Origin of the sequence: Streptomyces sp. NPDC050759 (assembly GCF_044456945.1) — a bacterium.
In the GTDB taxonomy this organism is placed as follows: Bacteria; Actinomycetota; Actinomycetes; order Streptomycetales; family Streptomycetaceae; genus Streptomyces.
In genome coordinates, this window is the sequence record NZ_JBITGI010000009.1 from 187,561 (window position 1) to 203,516 (window position 15,956).

Below are 15,956 nucleotides of genomic sequence, written 5' to 3' on the forward strand. Positions count from 1 at the left end.
TACTGGCCACTTCTGGCCTGTATCCCACGACCGCTGAGGAAACCCACACGGGACTCGCACGCGCGCGATGCGGAGAAGTGGTACGTCACTTGCCAAGTCGGACGGGGTCGCCGCCCGGTTGCCGCCCTCCCCCAAGGGTGGCGCAGATCACAGCCACAGCCATGCCGCCGAGCAGGAAGAGATAGGAGCCGCTTCCTGCGGCGAAGACGAAGTCGCCTTCCGGACGGCTGGCGGTGAGAAAGATGACGGCGATCATCCAGCCGCCCGCGGGCGCGACGGCTCCGGCACGGCTGCCGGCGGCGCGCGCTCCGCCGAGCAGCAGTCCGGCCTCGCCGAGCAGTCCGAGCAGCAGTCCGCCCGGGAACCAGCCGCCCTGCACCAGTGCTCCGGCGAGCCCGACGACCGCGCCGAGCACGAAAAGACCGAGGTAGGCGGCGGCCCGTCCGGCGGAGGGGCGCTGCAGGGGCTGGGCCAGCATCGACGTACGGTCGCTCATGACGCGCCCTCGATCCCGGAGAACAGGTCGGTCTCCCTCGTCCCCCCGTGTTCCCCTCTCACCAATTGGTAGTACTCGGTGGTGAAGAGAGGTTGCGCGAGTTCGTTCGAGAGCGCGAAGTACGCCCCGGACACGTCGATCTGGGTCGCGTGCGCGGCCATCGCGGCGCTCTTGGCGGCGGCGTACGCCGTGCCGTCGATCTCCGTGGTGACGCGCTCGTCGTCCACCACACCCGGTACGTCGTCGAGGACGGCGGCCTTGGTGAAGGGCAGGCCGGGCAGGTCGTCGTGGAGCCGGGCGAAGGCCTGCTCGCCGACCGTGCGCGGTACGCGGTTCCAGTAGACCTTCTCGATCGTCCAGCCCGTCTCGGCGGCGAGCTCTACCGCGCGCATGGCGACCCGGTGGGCCTGGATGTGGTCGGGGTGGCCGTATCCGCCGTTCTCGTCGTAGGTGACGAGGACCTGGGGACGCACCTCAAGGATCACCCCGACGAGATGGAGGGCCGCCTCGTCGACGTCGGCCCGCCAGAAGCAGTGCGGGTTGTCGTTGTCGGCGGTGCCCAACATCCCGGAGTCCTGGTAACGGCCGCGGCCGCCGAGGAAACCGAAGTCCTCGACGCCCAGTCGCTCCATGGCCGCGGCCAGCTCGCGCTCACGCTCCTGAGCGAGGCCGGCGCCGGTCAGATGCCGGAGCTCCGGCGGGATGACCTCGCCACGCTCGCCGAGGGTGCAGGTGACCAGGGTCACCCGGGCGCCCTCGGCCGCGTACCTGGCCATGGTCGCGCCGTTGTTGATCGACTCGTCGTCCGGGTGCGCGTGCACCAGGAGCAGACGCCGAGCGGGCTGTTCCGTCATGGCCCCACCCTACGAGGAGCCACCGACAGTCCCGCGCGGCCGGGTCGTCGCAGTCGGGTCGTCGCAGTCGGGTCAGAACTTGATACTGCTGATCATGCCCGCGATGTTGGTCGTCAGCTCACTGATCGTCGGTGCGATCGAAGAGGCCGCGAGATAGAAGCCGAGCAGGATGCACACGACGGCATGCCCGCCCTTCAGTCCCGACTTCTTGACCAACAAGAAGACGATGATCGCCAGCAGCACCACCGCCGAAATCGAGAGTGCCACGGCGGCTCACCTCCAAAGATCCCAAGAGCGCGGGGGGGTCGGACCAGGGGGCAGATAAATCCATACAGCAGCCAGCGGATTCATACCCACTATGCGGTAGTGATCATAACTATCCGGGCCTGCGCATCCGTCGGCGCACGGCCGCACAAGGGGGCGCATGGCCAATATGGTCGGGGCATGACGACCGAGCCTGACTCCTTTCCCCGCCGGCACGCCCGTACCCAGCGCTTCACGCTCGGCGCGCCGCGCGCGTTCACCGTGGCGCCCGACGGATCGCGTGTCGTGTTCCTGCGCTCGAACTCCGGCACGGACCGGGCCCATTCACTGTGGGTGCTCGACACGGCGGACGGCGGGGAGCGCGTGGCGGCCGACCCACGCGCCCTCCTGGGCGGCGCCGAGGAGCACCTCTCGGCCGAGGAGCGGGCGCGCCGCGAACGCAGCCGCGAGGGCGGTGCCGGCATCGTCGGCCACGCCACCGACGCCGCCGTCGAGTTGGCCTCTTTCGCCTTGTCAGGACGGCTTTTCACGGCGGAGCTGCGCGTCGGCACGGCACGTGAACTGCCCGTCCCCGGACCGGTGATCGACCCGCGCCCGGCCCCCGACGGACGGCACATCGCGTACGTCGCCCAGGGCGCCCTGAGGGTCGTGGGCGCCGAGGGCGAGGGGGACCGGGCGCTCGCCGTCCCGGAGTCGGATCACGTCACCTACGGTCTGGCGGAGTTCATCGCGGCCGAGGAGATGGGCCGGTCACGGGGCTTCTGGTGGTCGCCGCAGTCGGACCGGCTACTGGTCGCGCGCGTGGACGACACGCCGGTGCGGCGCTGGTGGATCTCCGACCCCGCCCACCCGGAGCGTGAGCCACACCACGTCCCGTACCCGGCCGCGGGCACCTCCAACGCGGACGTACGGCTGTTCGTGCTGGCCCTGGACGGGGCCCGCACGGAGGTCTCCTGGGACCGGGGGCGCTATCCGTATCTGGCCCGTGTGCACTGGTCAGCGGCGGGCGCTCCGCTGCTGCTCGTACAGGCGCGCGACCAGCGCAGTCAGCTGTATCTCGCGGTGGACCCGGAGTCCGGAGCGACCCGGATGGTGCACGCGGACGAAGATCCAACTTGGCTGGATCTTTTCCCCGGGGTGCCCTGCTGGAGCCCTTCGGGACAGCTCGTGCGGATCGCCGACGAGGGCGGCGCGCGGGTGCTCGCGGTAGGTGAACGCCCGCTGACCGGACCGCAGTTGCACATCCGCGCGGTGCTCGACGTGACCGAGCACGACGTGCTGGTCTCGGCGTCGGCCGGTGCGGAGGCAGAGTCACCGGAGACCGGCGAGGTGCACGTCTACCGGGTGAACGAGCTCGGGGTGGAGCGGGTGTCGCAGGAGTCCGGCGTGCACTCGGCGGTGCGCGCCGGGGGCGTGACCGTGCTGGTGTCGGCGGCCCTCGACCGGCCGGGTGCCCGCGCGCGGGTACTGCGCGACGGCAAGGAGGCGGCGACTGTCACGTCGTACGCAGAAGATCCCGGTTTGACCCCGCGCGTGACACTCGCCGAGGGGGGCGCGCGAAAGATCCCGTGCGCCGTGCTTATGCCGCAGGACTACGCCGGTGACAGCCGCCTTCCGGTTTTGCTGGACCCGTACGGGGGTCCGCACGGGCAGCGGGTGGTCGCCGCGCACAACCCGCACCTGACCTCGCAGTGGTTCGCCGACCAGGGCTTCGCGGTGGTCGTGGCCGACGGCCGTGGCACCCCGGGCCGCTCCCCCGCCTGGGAGAAGGCGGTCCGCGACGACCTCGCGGCGGTCGTCCTCCAGGACCAGGTCGACGCGCTCCAGGCACTCGCCGTGGACTTCCCGCTGGACCTGTCCCGAGTGGCGATCCGCGGCTGGTCCTTCGGCGGCTATCTGGCGGCCCTCGCGGCACTGCGCCGCCCGGACGTCTTCCACGCGGCGGTGGTCGGCGCCCCGGTCACCGACCTCCGCCTGTACGACACCCACTACCAGGAGCGCTATCTCGGCCACCCGGACGAGCAGCCGGAGGTCTACCGCCGCAACTCGCTGGTCGACGACGAGGGTCTCGTCGACGCGGCCGAGCCGCACCGCCCGATGATGATCATCCATGGCCTCGCGGACGACAACGTGGTGGTCGCCCACTCCCTGCGCCTGTCCTCGGCCCTGCTGGCCGCCGGCCGCCCGCACGAGGTGCTGCCGCTGTCCGGTGTGACCCACATGACCCCGCAGGAGACGGTCGCGGAGAACCTGCTGCGGCTTCAGCTGGACTTCCTTCGGCGCGCTCTCAAGTCGGGCTGAGCGGAAACTCTCCACGGAGCACCGCAACCATCAATTGAGGAACCACGACGAAGCACCAGCCAGGTCCGCGAGAGCGGCGCCGGTTCAGGCGCAGAGAACAGCAGCGGGCCGGGACGACATGGCGCGTCCCGGCCCGCTTACGGCACCCGCACGGCCGTACGTTGTAGAGAGTGACGCGTCCGTATATCGGAACCGGGTCGGTCAAGTTGCCTCCGTGTTACTCCGGTTCCTCGGGCGGGACGACCTGCTTCTCCTCCGCGAAGTGGCACGCCGAGTCGTGTGCCGCGGGCCCGCCCGCGAACCGGAACTCCGCCGGCACCGCCAGCGCCGGGACCTCCAGCGCGCAGCGCTCCTGGGCCTTCCAGCAGCGGGTGCGGAAGCGGCACCCGGACGGGATGTTCGTCGGGGACGGGACGTCACCCGTGAGGATGATCCGCTCCCGATGCTCGCGGGCCTCCGGGTCGGGCACCGGCACGGCGGACAGCAGTGCCTGGGTGTAGGGGTGCGTCGGATGGTCGTAGATCTCGGCGTCCCGGCCAATCTCGACGATCCGCCCGAGGTACATCACCCCGACCCGGTCCGAGATGTGCCGCACGATCGACAGGTCGTGCGCGATGAAGAGGTACGACAGCTCGAACTCGCTCTGGAGCCGGTCGAGGAGGTTGATCACCTGGGCCTGGACGGAGACGTCGAGGGCGGAGACCGGTTCGTCGGCGACGATGACCTCCGGGCGCAGGGCCAGTCCGCGCGCGATGCCGATGCGTTGGCGCTGACCGCCGGAGAACTGGTGCGGATAGCGGTTGATGTACTCGGGGTTGAGGCCCACGACGTCCAGCAGGTCCTGGACCTTCCTGCGCCGGTCTCCCTTGGGGGCCACCTCGGGGTGGATGTCGTACGGCTCCCCGATGATGTCGCCGACCGTCATACGGGGGTTGAGCGAGGTGTACGGGTCCTGGAAGACCATCTGGATGTTGCGGCGGACCGACCTGAGCGCCTTGCCGGAGAGCTTGGTGATGTCCTCGCCCTTGTACTTGATCGCCCCCGCGGTCGGCCGCTCGAGATGGACGAGCATCTTGGCGACGGTCGACTTGCCACAGCCGGACTCCCCGACGATGCCGAGGGTCTCTCCCTTGTTGAGCGTGAAGTCCACACCGTCCACGGCCTTGACGGCACCGACGTGTTTCTTGAACAGAATGCCCCGCGTCAAGGGATAGTGCTTGACCAGTCCACCCACTTCCAGGATCGGCTCAACCATTGAGGCACTCCGTCCAGAAGTGACAGGCACTCGTCCGCCCGTCGTCAACGTCGTACAGCGGCGGCACGTCGGTGCGGCACACGTCCCGGGCCATCGGGCAGCGGGGGTTGAACGCGCAACCCGAAGGGATGTTCATCAAGTTGGGCGGCAGTCCCTTGATCGCGTACAGCTCCTGACCCTTCTGATCAAGACGAGGGATGGAATCAAGCAGTCCGCGCGTGTAGGGGTGGGCGGGCGCCTTGTAGATGTCGTGGACGGGGGCCTGCTCGACGATCCGTCCGGCGTACATCACGGCGATCCGGTCGGCCACGTCCGCGACGACACCGAGGTCGTGGGTGATGAGGATGAGTCCCATGTCGTACTCGCGCCGGAGTTCGGCGAGCAGGTCCATCACCTGGGCCTGGACGGTGACGTCGAGCGCGGTCGTCGGTTCGTCGGCGATGATCAGCGCGGGTTCCAGGGCGAGTGCCATCGCGATCATGATGCGCTGGCGCATCCCGCCGGAGAACTGGTGCGGATAGTCCCTCACGCGCTCCTTGGCGGCCGGGATGCGCACCCGGTCCATCAGCTCGACGGCCCTGGCCCGGGCGTCCTTCTTCGACATCCCGCGGTGCACGACGAACATCTCGCCGAGCTGGTCTCCGACGCTCAGTACGGGATTCAGCGACGACAGCGCGTCCTGGAAGATCATCGCCATCTCGGCACCACGGACCTTGCGCCGCTCGTCCTCCTTCAGCTTCAGCAGGTCCTGCCCCTGGAAGACGATCTCGCCGCCGGTGATCCTCCCGGGAGGAATGTCGAGGATCCCCATGATCGCCTGCGCGGTCACCGACTTCCCGGACCCCGACTCCCCGAGCACGGCGAGGGTCTCGCCCGCGTCCACGCCGTAGTCGACCCCGTTGACCGCCTTGGCGACCCCGTCCCTGGTCCTGAACTCCACATGCAGATCACGCACTTCGAGCAGCACGGCGACTCACCTCGGCTTCGGGTCGGGGCGTCGCGGACGGCGCGCGCAGGAAGGGACGGGGGCGGGAGGGGCGTGGCGCGATGGACTACGACGACTTCGGCGGCCGAACCGCTCCGCCTCGGGTGCGGCGCCGGCGGGCAGGGCGACCTGGTGCGGGCGGAAGGAGCGCGGGGTGCGCCGTGCCGCGCTGCCGCTGCTCTCGCACACGCTCAGCACCACGTCCGCTCACCTCAGCTTCGGGTCGAGGGCGTCGCGGACCGCGTCGCCGAGCATGATGAAGGCGAGGACCGTGACCGCGAGGGCTCCGGCCGGCCAGAGGAGCATGTGGGGGGCGTTGCGGATGTAGGCGGAGGCCGCGGAGATGTCGATGCCCCAGCTGACCGTGGGGGGTTTGAGGCCCACGCCGAGGTACGACAGGGTCGCCTCCAGGGCGATGTAGGTGCCGAGCGCGATGGTCGCGACCACGATCACCGGGGCGACCGCGTTCGGAGCGATGTGGCGCAGCAGCAGGCGGGAGTTGGAGGCGCCGAGCGCTCTGGCCGCCTGTACGTAGTCGTTCTGTCTGGCGGTGATGACCGAGCCGCGCGCGATGCGGGAGATCTGCGGCCAGCCCAGCAGCACCATGAACCCGATGACCGGCCACACCGTGCTGCTCGTGACGACCGACAGGAGCACCAGGCCGCCGAGGACCACCGGGATCGCGAAGAAGATGTCCGTGGTGCGGGACAGGATGGAGTCCGAGAAGCCTCCGAAGAACCCGGCGAGGCCGCCGAGGACCGACCCGAGGATCGCGACGCCCAGCGTGGCGCAGACGCCCACCGTGACCGACGTACGGGCGCCGTACACCGTGCGCGTGTAGACGTCGCAGCCCTGGCCGTCGTAGCCGAAGGGATGACCCGGCTGGGAGCCCTCCTGGGCCTTGGCGAGGTCGCACTTGAGGGGGTTGCCCGAGGCGATCAGGGAGGGCCACAGGGAGATGACGACCAGGAAGATGATCACCAGGGCGGAGATGATGAAGACGGGGTTGCGGCGCAGGTCGCGCCAGGCGTCGGACCAGAGGGAGCGGGGTTTGTCCAGAGGGGTCGTGTCGTCGGGGCCCTTCTCCAGGGTGGTGGCCTCGCTCACCGCGAGATCCATCGCGCCGCCCGCTCCGGTCCCGGCGATGGCTCCCTGTTGTTCCTGGGGTTCAGGCATAGCGGATCCTGGGGTCGAGGACGGCGTACAGGAGGTCGACGAGCAGGTTGGCGACCAGGAAGACCAGGACGAGGACGGTGACGAAGCCGACCACGGTCTGGGTGTTCTGGCGCAGGATGCCCTGGTAGAGCTGGTAGCCGACGCCGTGGATGTTGAAGATGCGCTCGGTGACGATCGCACCGCCCATCAGGGCGCCGATGTCGGTGCCGATGAAGGTGACCACGGGGATGAGCGAGTTGCGGAGCAGATGCCTCACGATGACGCGCTGTCTCGGCAGCCCCTTGGCCACCGCCGTACGGACGTAGTCCGAGCGCCGGTTCTCCGCGATCGACGTGCGGGTCAGCCGGGTCACGTACGCCAGTGACACGGACGCGAGGACCAGGCCCGGCACGAGCAGCTCGCCGAAGCCGGCGTCCGTGGACACCGAGGGTTTGATCCAGCCCCACTCGACGCCGAGGAGCAGCTGGAGCAGCAGACCGGTGACGAAGGTGGGGATGGAGATCACGACGAGGGTGAGGAGGAGGACCGAGGTGTCGACGGGCCGGCCGCGCTTGAGTCCGGTGATCACACCCAGCGTGATGCCGACGACGATCTCGATGAGGATCGCCACGATCGTCAGCCGGATGGTCACGGGGAACGCCGTCGCCATCAGCTCGGTGACCTTCTGGCCGTTGAACGCGGTGCCGAAGTCACCGGTGAAGACGTGCCCCATGTAGGTCAGGTACTGCTGCCAGACCGGCTTGTCGAGGCCGAACTCCTTCTTGAGCTGGGCGGTCGTCGCCGCGTCGCACTGCTTGTCGCCGCACAGGCCCGCGATGGGGTCGCCCATCACGTTCACCATGAGGAAGATCAGCAGGGTCGACCCGATGAACACCGGGACCATCTGGAGCAGGCGGCGGACGACGTACCGTCCCATGGCGGGGTCAACCGACCTTGATCTCGTTGTAGACGGGGACGCTGAACGGGTTGAGCTTCACGTTCGAGAGCCGCTCCGAGTAGCCGGCGCTGCCGTTCTGGTACCAGAGCGGAATGGCGGCCATGTTGTCCCGTACGACCTTCTCGGCCTCCTGGAACTTCTCCACCGCCTTGGTGGTGTCGGTCTCGGCGTTGGCCTCGTTGACGAGCTTGTCGAAGTCCTTGTTGGACCACTTGCCGTCGTTGGAGGAGGCGTTGGTGTAGTAGAGCGGCTGGAGGAAGTTCTGGATGAGCGGGTAGTCCATCTGCCAGCCGGCCCGGAAGGGGCCGCTCAACTTCTTCGCGGTGATCTGGCTGCGGAAGTCGGCGAAGGTGCCGACGGGGTTGCCGACACAGGCCTTGTCGTTGTCGAGCGAGTTGTTGATGGAGTTGCAGACGGCGTCGACCCACTGCTTGTGGGAGCCGGTGTCCGCGTTGTATGTGATCTTGATCTGACCGCCGGGAAGTCCGCCACCCTCCTTGATGAGCTTCTTGGCCGCGTCGGGGTCGTAGTCGCAGGCGTCCCCGCACAGCCCGTCCTGGAAGCCGCCCTCCTTGCCGAGGACCGGGGAGGTCCAGTCGGTGGCGGGGGTGCGGGTCTTCTGGAAGATCGTCTCGGTGATCTGGTCGCGGTTGATCGCCCGGGAGAGGCCGGTGCGGACCTTCTCCATCCCGGCCGTGTTCCACCTCTTGTCGTAGTACGGGAAGGCGAGGGTCTGGATGATGCCGGCCGGGGTGTTGATGTAGCGGTCGCCGAGGTCGCTCTTGGCGTTCTTGAGCTGGGCGGCCGGGACGTCGTCGACCAGGTCGAGGTTGCCGGCCAGGAGGTCGGTGTAGGCGGTGTTGTTGTCGGTGTAGACCTTGAGGGTCACCCCGCCGTTCTGGGCCTTGTCCGGGCCGGGGTAGGCGTCCCACTTCTTCAGGGCCATCTGGGAGCCCTTGGTGTACGAGTCGATGGTGTACGGCCCGTTCCCGACGGGCTTCTGCAGCCAGGCCGCGTGGTCCTTGAAGAAGGCCTGCGGGAGCGGGGCGTAGGCGGGGTAGCCGAGGGTGTCGGGGAAGGTCGAGAACTTCTGGTTGAGCTTGACGGTGAAGGTCTGCTCGCCGGTGACCTTCAGTCCGGAGAGGGTGTCGGCGCTCTGCTTGCTGCCGTCCTCCGGGTGCGTCTTGTCGTATCCGTCGATGTAGCCGAAGAAGTAGGCGTTCTTCTGGTTGTTCTTGAGGGAGGCTGCGTAGTTCCAGGCGTCCACGAACGACTTGGCGGTGACCTTCTCGCCGTTGCTGAAGGTCCAGCCGCTCTTGACGGTGATCGTGAAGTTCTGCGAGTCGCTCGTGTCGATCTTCTCGGCGAGCATGTCCTCGGCCTTGCCGGTCTCCGGGTTGTACTTCTTCAGGCTCCGGAAGATCATGTCGAGGACCTTGCCGCCCTGCACCTCGTTGGTGTTGGCCGGCTCCAACGGGTTCTGCGGGTCGCCCCAGGAGGAGCTCAGCACGGCACCGCCGTCACTGCTGCCGCTGTCGCTGCCGCTGTCCCCACCGCAGGCCGTCCCCGCGAGGGCTACCGCCGCCGCGCATGCGGCCCATTTGGCGTGCGTGGCTCCACGCATGGAGTGCCTCCTCAAGACTGATCCGTTACCGGCCAATATCGAACCGAGAGGGGGGTTTCGCACGCCTGGGTAGGCCTTTGGGGGGTCGGTGCTGGTGGGTGGGGGGCCGACGGGTCGGGGGGAGTGAGTGCCGGTGAGCGGGGGGCCGACAGGTCGGGGGGTGGGTGTCGGGGCACCAGGCCGAGGTGCTGGTGGGTCAGGGGCCCAGGGCCAACAGGTCGGGGGTCAAGGGGCCGGGAGGTCAAGGGGCCGGGGCGCGAGCGTGCCAGGTGCTGCCGAGCCACGGTGCCCGCAGACCAAGGTGCCGGTGAGTCAGGGAGCCGCCAGTGGGTTGAGGCGCCACCAGACCCAGCCGCCCGTGAGCCACGGGGCCACCAGGCCAAGGCGCCGGTGAATCAGGCAGCCGCCAGCAGGTCGAGGCGCCACCAGATCCAACTGCCGGTGAGTCAGGGGGCTGTCAGGCCAGGAGCTCGGTGAGCCATCGTGCCGACAGAGCGGACCGCCAGCGGGTCGGGGCGCCGCCAGATCAGGGCCGGGGGTCAAAGGGCCGGGGCGCCGGCGTGCCGGGTGCCGCCGAGCCACGGTCCGCAGACCAAGCCGCCGGTGGGGCAGGAGGCCGCCAGGCCAAGGTGCTGGTGAGTCAGGGGGGTGTCAGGCCAGGTGGCGGTGGGCCACGGTGCCGACAGAGCGGACCGCCAGCGGAATCGAGGCGCCGCCAGACCTACTTGCCGGTGAGTCAGGGGGCTGTCAGGCCAAGGTGTCGTCAAGCCACGGTGGCGCAGGCCAGGCCGACGGTGGGTCGAGGCGACGGCAGGGCAGGTGGGCCTCCATCCCCCGGTCACCTCCACCGGCATCCTCTCGGCAGGCCGACAGGTCGGCAGGTCGGGGTGACACGGCGGCCGGGGCCGGAGGCAGATCGCCTCCGGCCCCGGCCGGGGTTTGTGCAGGGAGCGTCAGTCCTTGGCCGGCGTCTCGTCGGTCGGGTCCGTCACGTCCTCCAGCGCCTTCAGCGCCGGGTCCATGATCACGTCCTCGTCACGGGCCTCCGTGGTCGGGTCCTCCGGGAAGTGGCAGGCCGTCAGGTGGCCGACCTTGTTGCCGGAGATCTGGACCAGCGGGGGCTCGTCCGTGGCGCACTTGTCCTGCGCCTTCCAGCACCGGGTGCGGAAGCGGCAGCCGGACGGCGGCAGGATCGGCGAGGGGACGTCGCCGGACAGGCGGATCCGCTCGCGGCTCGCACCCGTGCCGTCGATGTCGACCTCCGGCACCGCGGAGAGCAGGGCGTGGGTGTACGGGTGCCGGGGCCGGTTGTAGATCGACTCCCGGTCGCCGACCTCGACGATCTTGCCGAGGTACATGACCGCGACGCGCTGCGAGAAGTGCCGTACGACGGCCAGGTCGTGGGCGATGAACAGGAAGGCGATGCCCAGCTCGTCCTGGACCTTCTTGAGCAGGTTGACGACCTGCGCCTGGATCGACACGTCCAGCGCGGAGACCGGCTCGTCCGCCACGATCAGCTTGGGCTGGAGGGCCAGCGCGCGGGCCACGCCGATGCGCTGACGCTGACCGCCGGAGAACTCGTGCGGGAAGCGGTTGTAGTGCTCGGGGTTGAGGCCGACCAGCTCGAGGAGCTCCCGGACCCTCGTCTCCCGGCCGCCCTCCGGCTCGATCCCGTTGACCTCCATCGGCGACTTGATGATGGAGCCGACGGTCTGCCGCGGGTTCAGCGAGGAGTACGGGTCCTGGAAGATCATCTGGATCTCGGACCGCACCGGCGCCAGCTGACGGCGCGAGGCGTGCGTGATGTCCTGACCGGAGTAGGTGATCTTGCCGGCCGTCGGCTCCAGGAGCCGCGTGATCAGCCGGCCCGTCGTCGACTTGCCGCAGCCGGACTCGCCGACCAGGCCGACGCTCTCGCCGACACCGACCGTCAGGTCGACCCCGTCGACGGCCTGAACGGCGCCGACCTTGCGTTTGATCGGGAAGCCGCCGTAGATCGGGAAGTGCTTGGTCAGGCCCTCGACCTTGAGGAGTTCCTCGGTCGAGGTACCGGTGGAACCCTGCTGGGCGGGGAGGGTGAGGTTGTCGCTCATGTCTCGGATCTCCCTAGCGCAGCCGGGGCTGGATCTTGTCGATGAAGATGGTCTGCTTCTGCTCGGCCGTCAGGTGGCACGCGGAGGCGCGCCCCTCGCCCAGCGGCGGGCGGGAGTCGGTGCACAGCGTGCCCGGCACCTCGTCCTTGAAGGCGCACCGCGGGTGGAACGGGCAGCCGGAGGGCGGGTTGAGCAGCGAGGGCGGCGAGCCGGGGATCGGCTCCAGCGCCTCGTTGATGTCGCCGTCCAGGCGGGGCATCGAGCTCAGCAGGCCCCAGGTGTAGGGGTGCTTGGGCGCGCCCAGGACCTCCCGGACGGAGCCGCGCTCCACGGCCCGGCCCGCGTACATCACCAGCAGGTCGTCGGCCATGTTCGAGATGACGCCGAGGTCGTGCGTGATGAAGATGATCGCGGAGCCGAACTCCTGCTGGAGGTCCTTGAGCAGGTCCAGGATCTGGGCCTGCACGGTGACGTCCAGCGCGGTGGTCGGCTCGTCGGCGATCAGCAGGTCGGGGTCGCACATCAGCGCCATGGCGATCATCGCGCGCTGGCGCATACCGCCGGAGAACTGGTGCGGGTAGTCGTCGTAGCGCTGCTTGGGCTGCGGGATGCCGACCTTCTCCAGCAACTGGACGGCACGGTCCCTGGCCTCCTTCTTGGAGGCGCCCCGGTGCTTCATGAACGGCTCGGCCAGCTGCCGGCCCACCGTGTAGAACGGCGACAGGGCGGTCAGCGGGTCCTGGAAGATCATCGCCATCTTGTTGCCGCGAAGCTGCTCCAGCTCACGCTCGGTGGCGGTGACGAGTTCCTTGCCGTCGAGGACGATCTCGCCGTCGACGGAGCTGGAGCGCGGGTTGTGCAGGCCCAGGATGGTCAGGTTGGTGACGGACTTGCCGGAGCCGGACTCGCCGACGATGCCCAGGGTCTTGCCGCGCTCGACGTCGAAGGACAAGCCGTCGACGGCCTTGACGATGCCGTCCTCCGTGGAGAACTGCACCTTCAGATCGCGCACTGAGAGGAAGCTGTCCGAGCCGGAAGGGGCCGGGGCGTCCTCGGTCTTGGTCAGTGTGGTCACGGTGGTTCGTTCTTCCTAGGAGAGCCGGACGCGCGGGTCGATGTAGGCGTACGCGATGTCGGTGAGGATGTTGACGATCAGGATGAAGAAGGCACCGAACAGCATGACGCCCATGGTGAGCGGCAGGTCCTTGTGGACCGCGCCGTCCACGGCGAGACGGCCGATCCCCTGGAGCGAGAAGGTCAGCTCGGTGACCACGGCGCCGCCGAGCATCGAGCTGATGTCGATGCCGAGGACGGTGACGATCGGGATCATCGAACCGCGCCAGGCGTAGCGGAAGAAGACGTACTTGTTCGACATGCCCTTGGCGCGGGCGGTACGGACGTGCTCCTCCGCGAGCTGCTCGATCATCGAGGAGCGGGCCATACGCGTGTACTGCGCGGTGAAGATGGTGGCCATCACCAGCGTGGGCAGCAGCATGCCGGTGAACCACCGCCAGGGGTCCTCGCTGATCGGGTGGTAGGCGGGGTTGTCCATCCAGCCCGTGCTGTAGACGAAGATCAGCAGGACGATGGGGCCGAGCACGTAGATCTGGAACGAGCTGAGCACCATGGACACACCGGTGGCGACCTTGTCGATCAGGGTGCCGCGCTTGTAGGCGGCGATCATGCCGGCGCCGACACCGACGATGATGAAGACAACCGCACCGCCCGCGGTGAGCGTGAGGGTCGTCGGGAAGCGGTCCATGATCGTCGACCAGACCATGTCGCCCGAGTAGAACGACTGACCGAGGCAGGGCGCGCTGCAGTGCCCGGTCGGGTAGTCGCGGCCCATCACGATTCCGGACATGAAGTCCCAGAACTGCTGGTGGATCGGCAGGTTGAGGCCGAGCGCCTGGCGGATGTCCTCCAGTCTCGCGGGGGAGCAGTCCTTGCCACAGGCCAGGGAGGCGTAGTCGGAGGGCGCGGCGACGAACAGGAAGAACGTGGCGGCGCCGATGAGGAACAGGGTGACCAGGGCACCGACCGTGCGCCGGATGATGAACTGAAACATGGCGGGAGGGCTGCTCTCTGCGGAGACGGTGGGAGGTTTCACGGAGGTGCGGGGGTGCGCTCCGCCTGGTGCGCACCCCCGCGATCAGCCGTAGAGAGTTACGACTTCACGTAGAGGCGGGTGATGTCGATGAGGCTGGACACCGAGCCGTAGCGGGCACCACCGATGTTCGAGCCGGAGAGCTGGAACTGCTTGGTGTACCAGAGCGGGGCGGCCGGGATGATCTTCTCCAGCAGGTAGTGGTGGGCTTCCTTCCAGGTCGCGGCAGCCTTGGTCGGGTCCTCGGAGAGCGCCTTCTTGATGAGGGCGTCGACCTTGGGGTCCTTGACGTGCGAGTAGTTCGGCGAACCGTCGGCGACCTGGGTGCCGTCGTAGACGGGCGTGACCACCGTGCCGGGCGACGGCCAGTCCTGGCCCCAGCCCGAGATGTACATGTCGTACGGGTTGTCGAGCTTGCCGATCTGCTCGTAGTAGCTCGCGGAGTCGACTTCCTTGGACACCACGTTGAAGCCGACCTTGGTCAGGGCGTCCTCGATGGCGACCTTGCGCTTCTGGCCCTGCTCGCTGTTGGAGTAGGCGAAGACGACCTTCTTCTCGGCCGCCGGAACGCCCTTGAGGATCTCCTTGGCCTTGGCGAGGTTGCCCTGCGGCGCCTTCAGACGGCCGTACGGGTCGTAGTTCGCCTCGTAGCCCGGCAGGGTCGGGGCGAAGTAGTTCGGGGCCACGTCGCCGCCGTAAGCACCACCCTCACCGGCGATGAGCGACTTGGAGTTGACCGCGTACGTGATGGCCTGGCGGACCTTGATGTCCTTGACCCGGTCCAGGTTGAACGACAGCTGCATGACGTAGGGCTGGTAACCCTTGACCGTGCGCTTGCTGACCGCCGCGTTGCCGATGACGTCCTGGATCTGCGTGGCCTCGACGCCGCCGGTGAGCTGGATGGCGTTCTTGTCCTCACCCTGGTCGGCGATCAGACGCTTGGTCTGGGTCGACTCGGTGACACCGAACTGGATGTCGAAGGTGTCCGCGTACTGGTGACGCACGGAGTCGGTCTTCGGGTCCCAGTTGGTGTTCTTCTGGAGGACGAGTTCCTTGCCGACCTTGTTCGAGGCGATCTTGTACGGACCGGTGGCGACCGGAGCCTTGTCGTACGCCTCCTTGGTGTCCGTCTTCTCCGGGACGATGGCGTAGCCGGCCATGGCGAGGGTCTGCGGCAGGTCCGGACGCGCGGTGTCGAAGTGGAAGACGACGGTCTTGTCGTCCGGGGTGTCCAGGACCGAGGCCGGCAGGTGCTTCTTGCCGAAGCCGCCGTCCGGGAGCGCCTTGCGGTAGTCCGCGCCGCTCAGCCAGGTCTGCAGGTAGGTCGGGCCGTCGAAGATGAACTTCGCGTACTGGCGCTCGACGGTGTGGCGGACGTCGGCGGACGTGATGGCGTTGCCGTTGGCGTCCTTGATGCCGTCCTTCAGCTTGAAGGTCCAGGTCTTGCCGCCGTCGGAGGACTGGCCGGAGTCGGTGGCGAGGTCACCGACGACCGAGACGCCGCCCTTGCCGTCCTCCTTGAACTGCGTCAGGCGACGGAAGAGCAGGTTGGCGACCTGGCCGGCGTCGGAGACGTAGATCTGGCCCGGGTCCAGGTGCGAGAGGCCCGCCTCCTGGTACACGTTGATCGTGCCACCGGGCTTGGCGCCGGCCACGTCCTCGGCAGGACCCGTCGAACCCGCGGCGTCGGCGTAGGTGACCGCCTTCGACTGGACCGATGCCTCCTTCTGGTCCTTCTTCGAGTCGGTGCCGGAGTCGCCGCCCTCGTTCTTGGAGCAGGCCGTGAGAGCCAGCGAACCGGCTGCAAGGGCGACGATGACGGCGCGCGCTCTGCGCGAGCTGATGGGCTTCATGTGGCGAATAC

13 protein-coding genes are annotated in these 15,956 nt (G+C 68.4%); 1 reads left to right on the top strand and 12 read right to left on the bottom strand.

The features are described 5' to 3' along the window. Positions 1 to 85 precede the first annotated feature (85 nt). The 3 genes from ACIBJB_RS26350 to ACIBJB_RS26360 form a co-directional block, all read right to left on the bottom strand. Positions 86 to 496 carry a DUF6113 family protein gene (locus ACIBJB_RS26350; protein ID WP_398933662.1) on the bottom strand — a complete coding sequence of 137 codons (411 nt, stop codon included), beginning with the start codon at positions 494 to 496 and terminating at the stop codon, positions 86 to 88. Next, complete coding sequence (gene mshB / locus ACIBJB_RS26355; protein ID WP_398933664.1) at positions 493 to 1,350, bottom strand: N-acetyl-1-D-myo-inositol-2-amino-2-deoxy-alpha-D-glucopyranoside deacetylase; 858 nt, start codon at positions 1,348 to 1,350, stop codon at positions 493 to 495. Before mshB ends, ACIBJB_RS26350 begins: the two co-directional genes overlap by 4 nt. Positions 1,351 to 1,422: 72 nt before the next feature. Then, on the bottom strand, positions 1,423 to 1,617 hold the full coding sequence (locus ACIBJB_RS26360; RefSeq protein ID WP_059204588.1) for a hypothetical protein: 195 nt from the start codon (positions 1,615 to 1,617) through the stop codon (positions 1,423 to 1,425). A gap of 177 nt (positions 1,618 to 1,794) precedes the next feature. Between ACIBJB_RS26360 and ACIBJB_RS26365 the strand changes: the two genes are divergently transcribed. Then, positions 1,795 to 3,915 carry a prolyl oligopeptidase family serine peptidase gene (locus ACIBJB_RS26365; RefSeq protein WP_398933667.1) on the top strand — a complete coding sequence of 707 codons (2,121 nt, stop codon included), beginning with the start codon at positions 1,795 to 1,797 and terminating at the stop codon, positions 3,913 to 3,915. A 217-nt stretch (positions 3,916 to 4,132) separates the two neighbouring features. Here ACIBJB_RS26365 and ACIBJB_RS26370 read toward each other — a convergent pair whose 3' ends face one another. The 9 genes from ACIBJB_RS26370 to ACIBJB_RS26410 all read right to left on the bottom strand — a co-directional run bounded on the left by ACIBJB_RS26370 (position 4,133) and on the right by ACIBJB_RS26410 (position 15,945). Further along, positions 4,133 to 5,170 carry an ABC transporter ATP-binding protein gene (locus ACIBJB_RS26370; RefSeq protein ID WP_398933669.1) on the bottom strand — a complete coding sequence of 346 codons (1,038 nt, stop codon included), beginning with the start codon at positions 5,168 to 5,170 and terminating at the stop codon, positions 4,133 to 4,135. Continuing rightward, positions 5,163 to 6,137, bottom strand: a complete 975-nt coding sequence (locus tag ACIBJB_RS26375; RefSeq protein WP_398933671.1) for an ABC transporter ATP-binding protein — start codon at positions 6,135 to 6,137, stop codon at positions 5,163 to 5,165. The genes ACIBJB_RS26370 and ACIBJB_RS26375 overlap by 8 nt, the downstream gene beginning before the upstream one ends. Before the next feature lie 225 nt (positions 6,138 to 6,362). After that, positions 6,363 to 7,331 carry an ABC transporter permease gene (locus tag ACIBJB_RS26380; protein ID WP_398933673.1) on the bottom strand — a complete coding sequence of 323 codons (969 nt, stop codon included), beginning with the start codon at positions 7,329 to 7,331 and terminating at the stop codon, positions 6,363 to 6,365. Next, positions 7,324 to 8,247 carry an ABC transporter permease gene (locus ACIBJB_RS26385; protein WP_398933675.1) on the bottom strand — a complete coding sequence of 308 codons (924 nt, stop codon included), beginning with the start codon at positions 8,245 to 8,247 and terminating at the stop codon, positions 7,324 to 7,326. The genes ACIBJB_RS26380 and ACIBJB_RS26385 overlap by 8 nt, the downstream gene beginning before the upstream one ends. 7 nt (positions 8,248 to 8,254) lie before the next feature. Further along, positions 8,255 to 9,892: an ABC transporter substrate-binding protein gene (locus ACIBJB_RS26390; RefSeq protein ID WP_398933677.1), complete on the bottom strand. Its 1,638-nt coding sequence runs from the start codon at positions 9,890 to 9,892 to the stop codon at positions 8,255 to 8,257. A gap of 953 nt (positions 9,893 to 10,845) precedes the next feature. Then, positions 10,846 to 11,985 (bottom strand): ABC transporter ATP-binding protein, encoded by a 1,140-nt coding sequence (locus ACIBJB_RS26395; RefSeq protein ID WP_398933680.1) that lies wholly within the window; start codon positions 11,983 to 11,985, stop codon positions 10,846 to 10,848. Between the two features lie 13 nt (positions 11,986 to 11,998). After that, the gene (locus ACIBJB_RS26400; protein ID WP_398933682.1) at positions 11,999 to 13,060 is read right to left on the bottom strand and encodes an ABC transporter ATP-binding protein; all 1,062 of its coding nucleotides are present in this window, start codon (positions 13,058 to 13,060) and stop codon (positions 11,999 to 12,001) included. Between the two features lie 15 nt (positions 13,061 to 13,075). Next, positions 13,076 to 14,053: an ABC transporter permease gene (locus tag ACIBJB_RS26405; RefSeq protein ID WP_398933684.1), complete on the bottom strand. Its 978-nt coding sequence runs from the start codon at positions 14,051 to 14,053 to the stop codon at positions 13,076 to 13,078. A gap of 98 nt (positions 14,054 to 14,151) precedes the next feature. Next, the gene (locus ACIBJB_RS26410) at positions 14,152 to 15,945 is read right to left on the bottom strand and encodes an ABC transporter substrate-binding protein (protein WP_398933686.1); all 1,794 of its coding nucleotides are present in this window, start codon (positions 15,943 to 15,945) and stop codon (positions 14,152 to 14,154) included. Positions 15,946 to 15,956: the final 11 nt, after the last annotated feature.

Bases quoted from the DNA above. Each gene is read 5' to 3' on its own strand.
- ACIBJB_RS26350 (WP_398933662.1), bottom strand. From the start codon at position 496: ATGAGCGACCGTACGTCGATGCTGGCCCAGCCCCTGCAGCGCCCCTCC.
- mshB (WP_398933664.1), bottom strand. From the start codon at position 1,350: ATGACGGAACAGCCCGCTCGGCGTCTGCTCCTGGTGCACGCGCACCCG.
- ACIBJB_RS26365 (WP_398933667.1), top strand. From the start codon at position 1,795: ATGACGACCGAGCCTGACTCCTTTCCCCGCCGGCACGCCCGTACCCAG.
- ACIBJB_RS26370 (WP_398933669.1), bottom strand. From the start codon at position 5,170: ATGGTTGAGCCGATCCTGGAAGTGGGTGGACTGGTCAAGCACTATCCC.
- ACIBJB_RS26380 (WP_398933673.1), bottom strand. From the start codon at position 7,331: ATGCCTGAACCCCAGGAACAACAGGGAGCCATCGCCGGGACCGGAGCG.
- ACIBJB_RS26385 (WP_398933675.1), bottom strand. From the start codon at position 8,247: ATGGGACGGTACGTCGTCCGCCGCCTGCTCCAGATGGTCCCGGTGTTC.
- ACIBJB_RS26390 (WP_398933677.1), bottom strand. From the start codon at position 9,892: ATGCGTGGAGCCACGCACGCCAAATGGGCCGCATGCGCGGCGGCGGTA.
- ACIBJB_RS26395 (WP_398933680.1), bottom strand. From the start codon at position 11,985: ATGAGCGACAACCTCACCCTCCCCGCCCAGCAGGGTTCCACCGGTACC.
- ACIBJB_RS26405 (WP_398933684.1), bottom strand. From the start codon at position 14,053: ATGTTTCAGTTCATCATCCGGCGCACGGTCGGTGCCCTGGTCACCCTG.
- ACIBJB_RS26410 (WP_398933686.1), bottom strand. From the start codon at position 15,945: ATGAAGCCCATCAGCTCGCGCAGAGCGCGCGCCGTCATCGTCGCCCTT.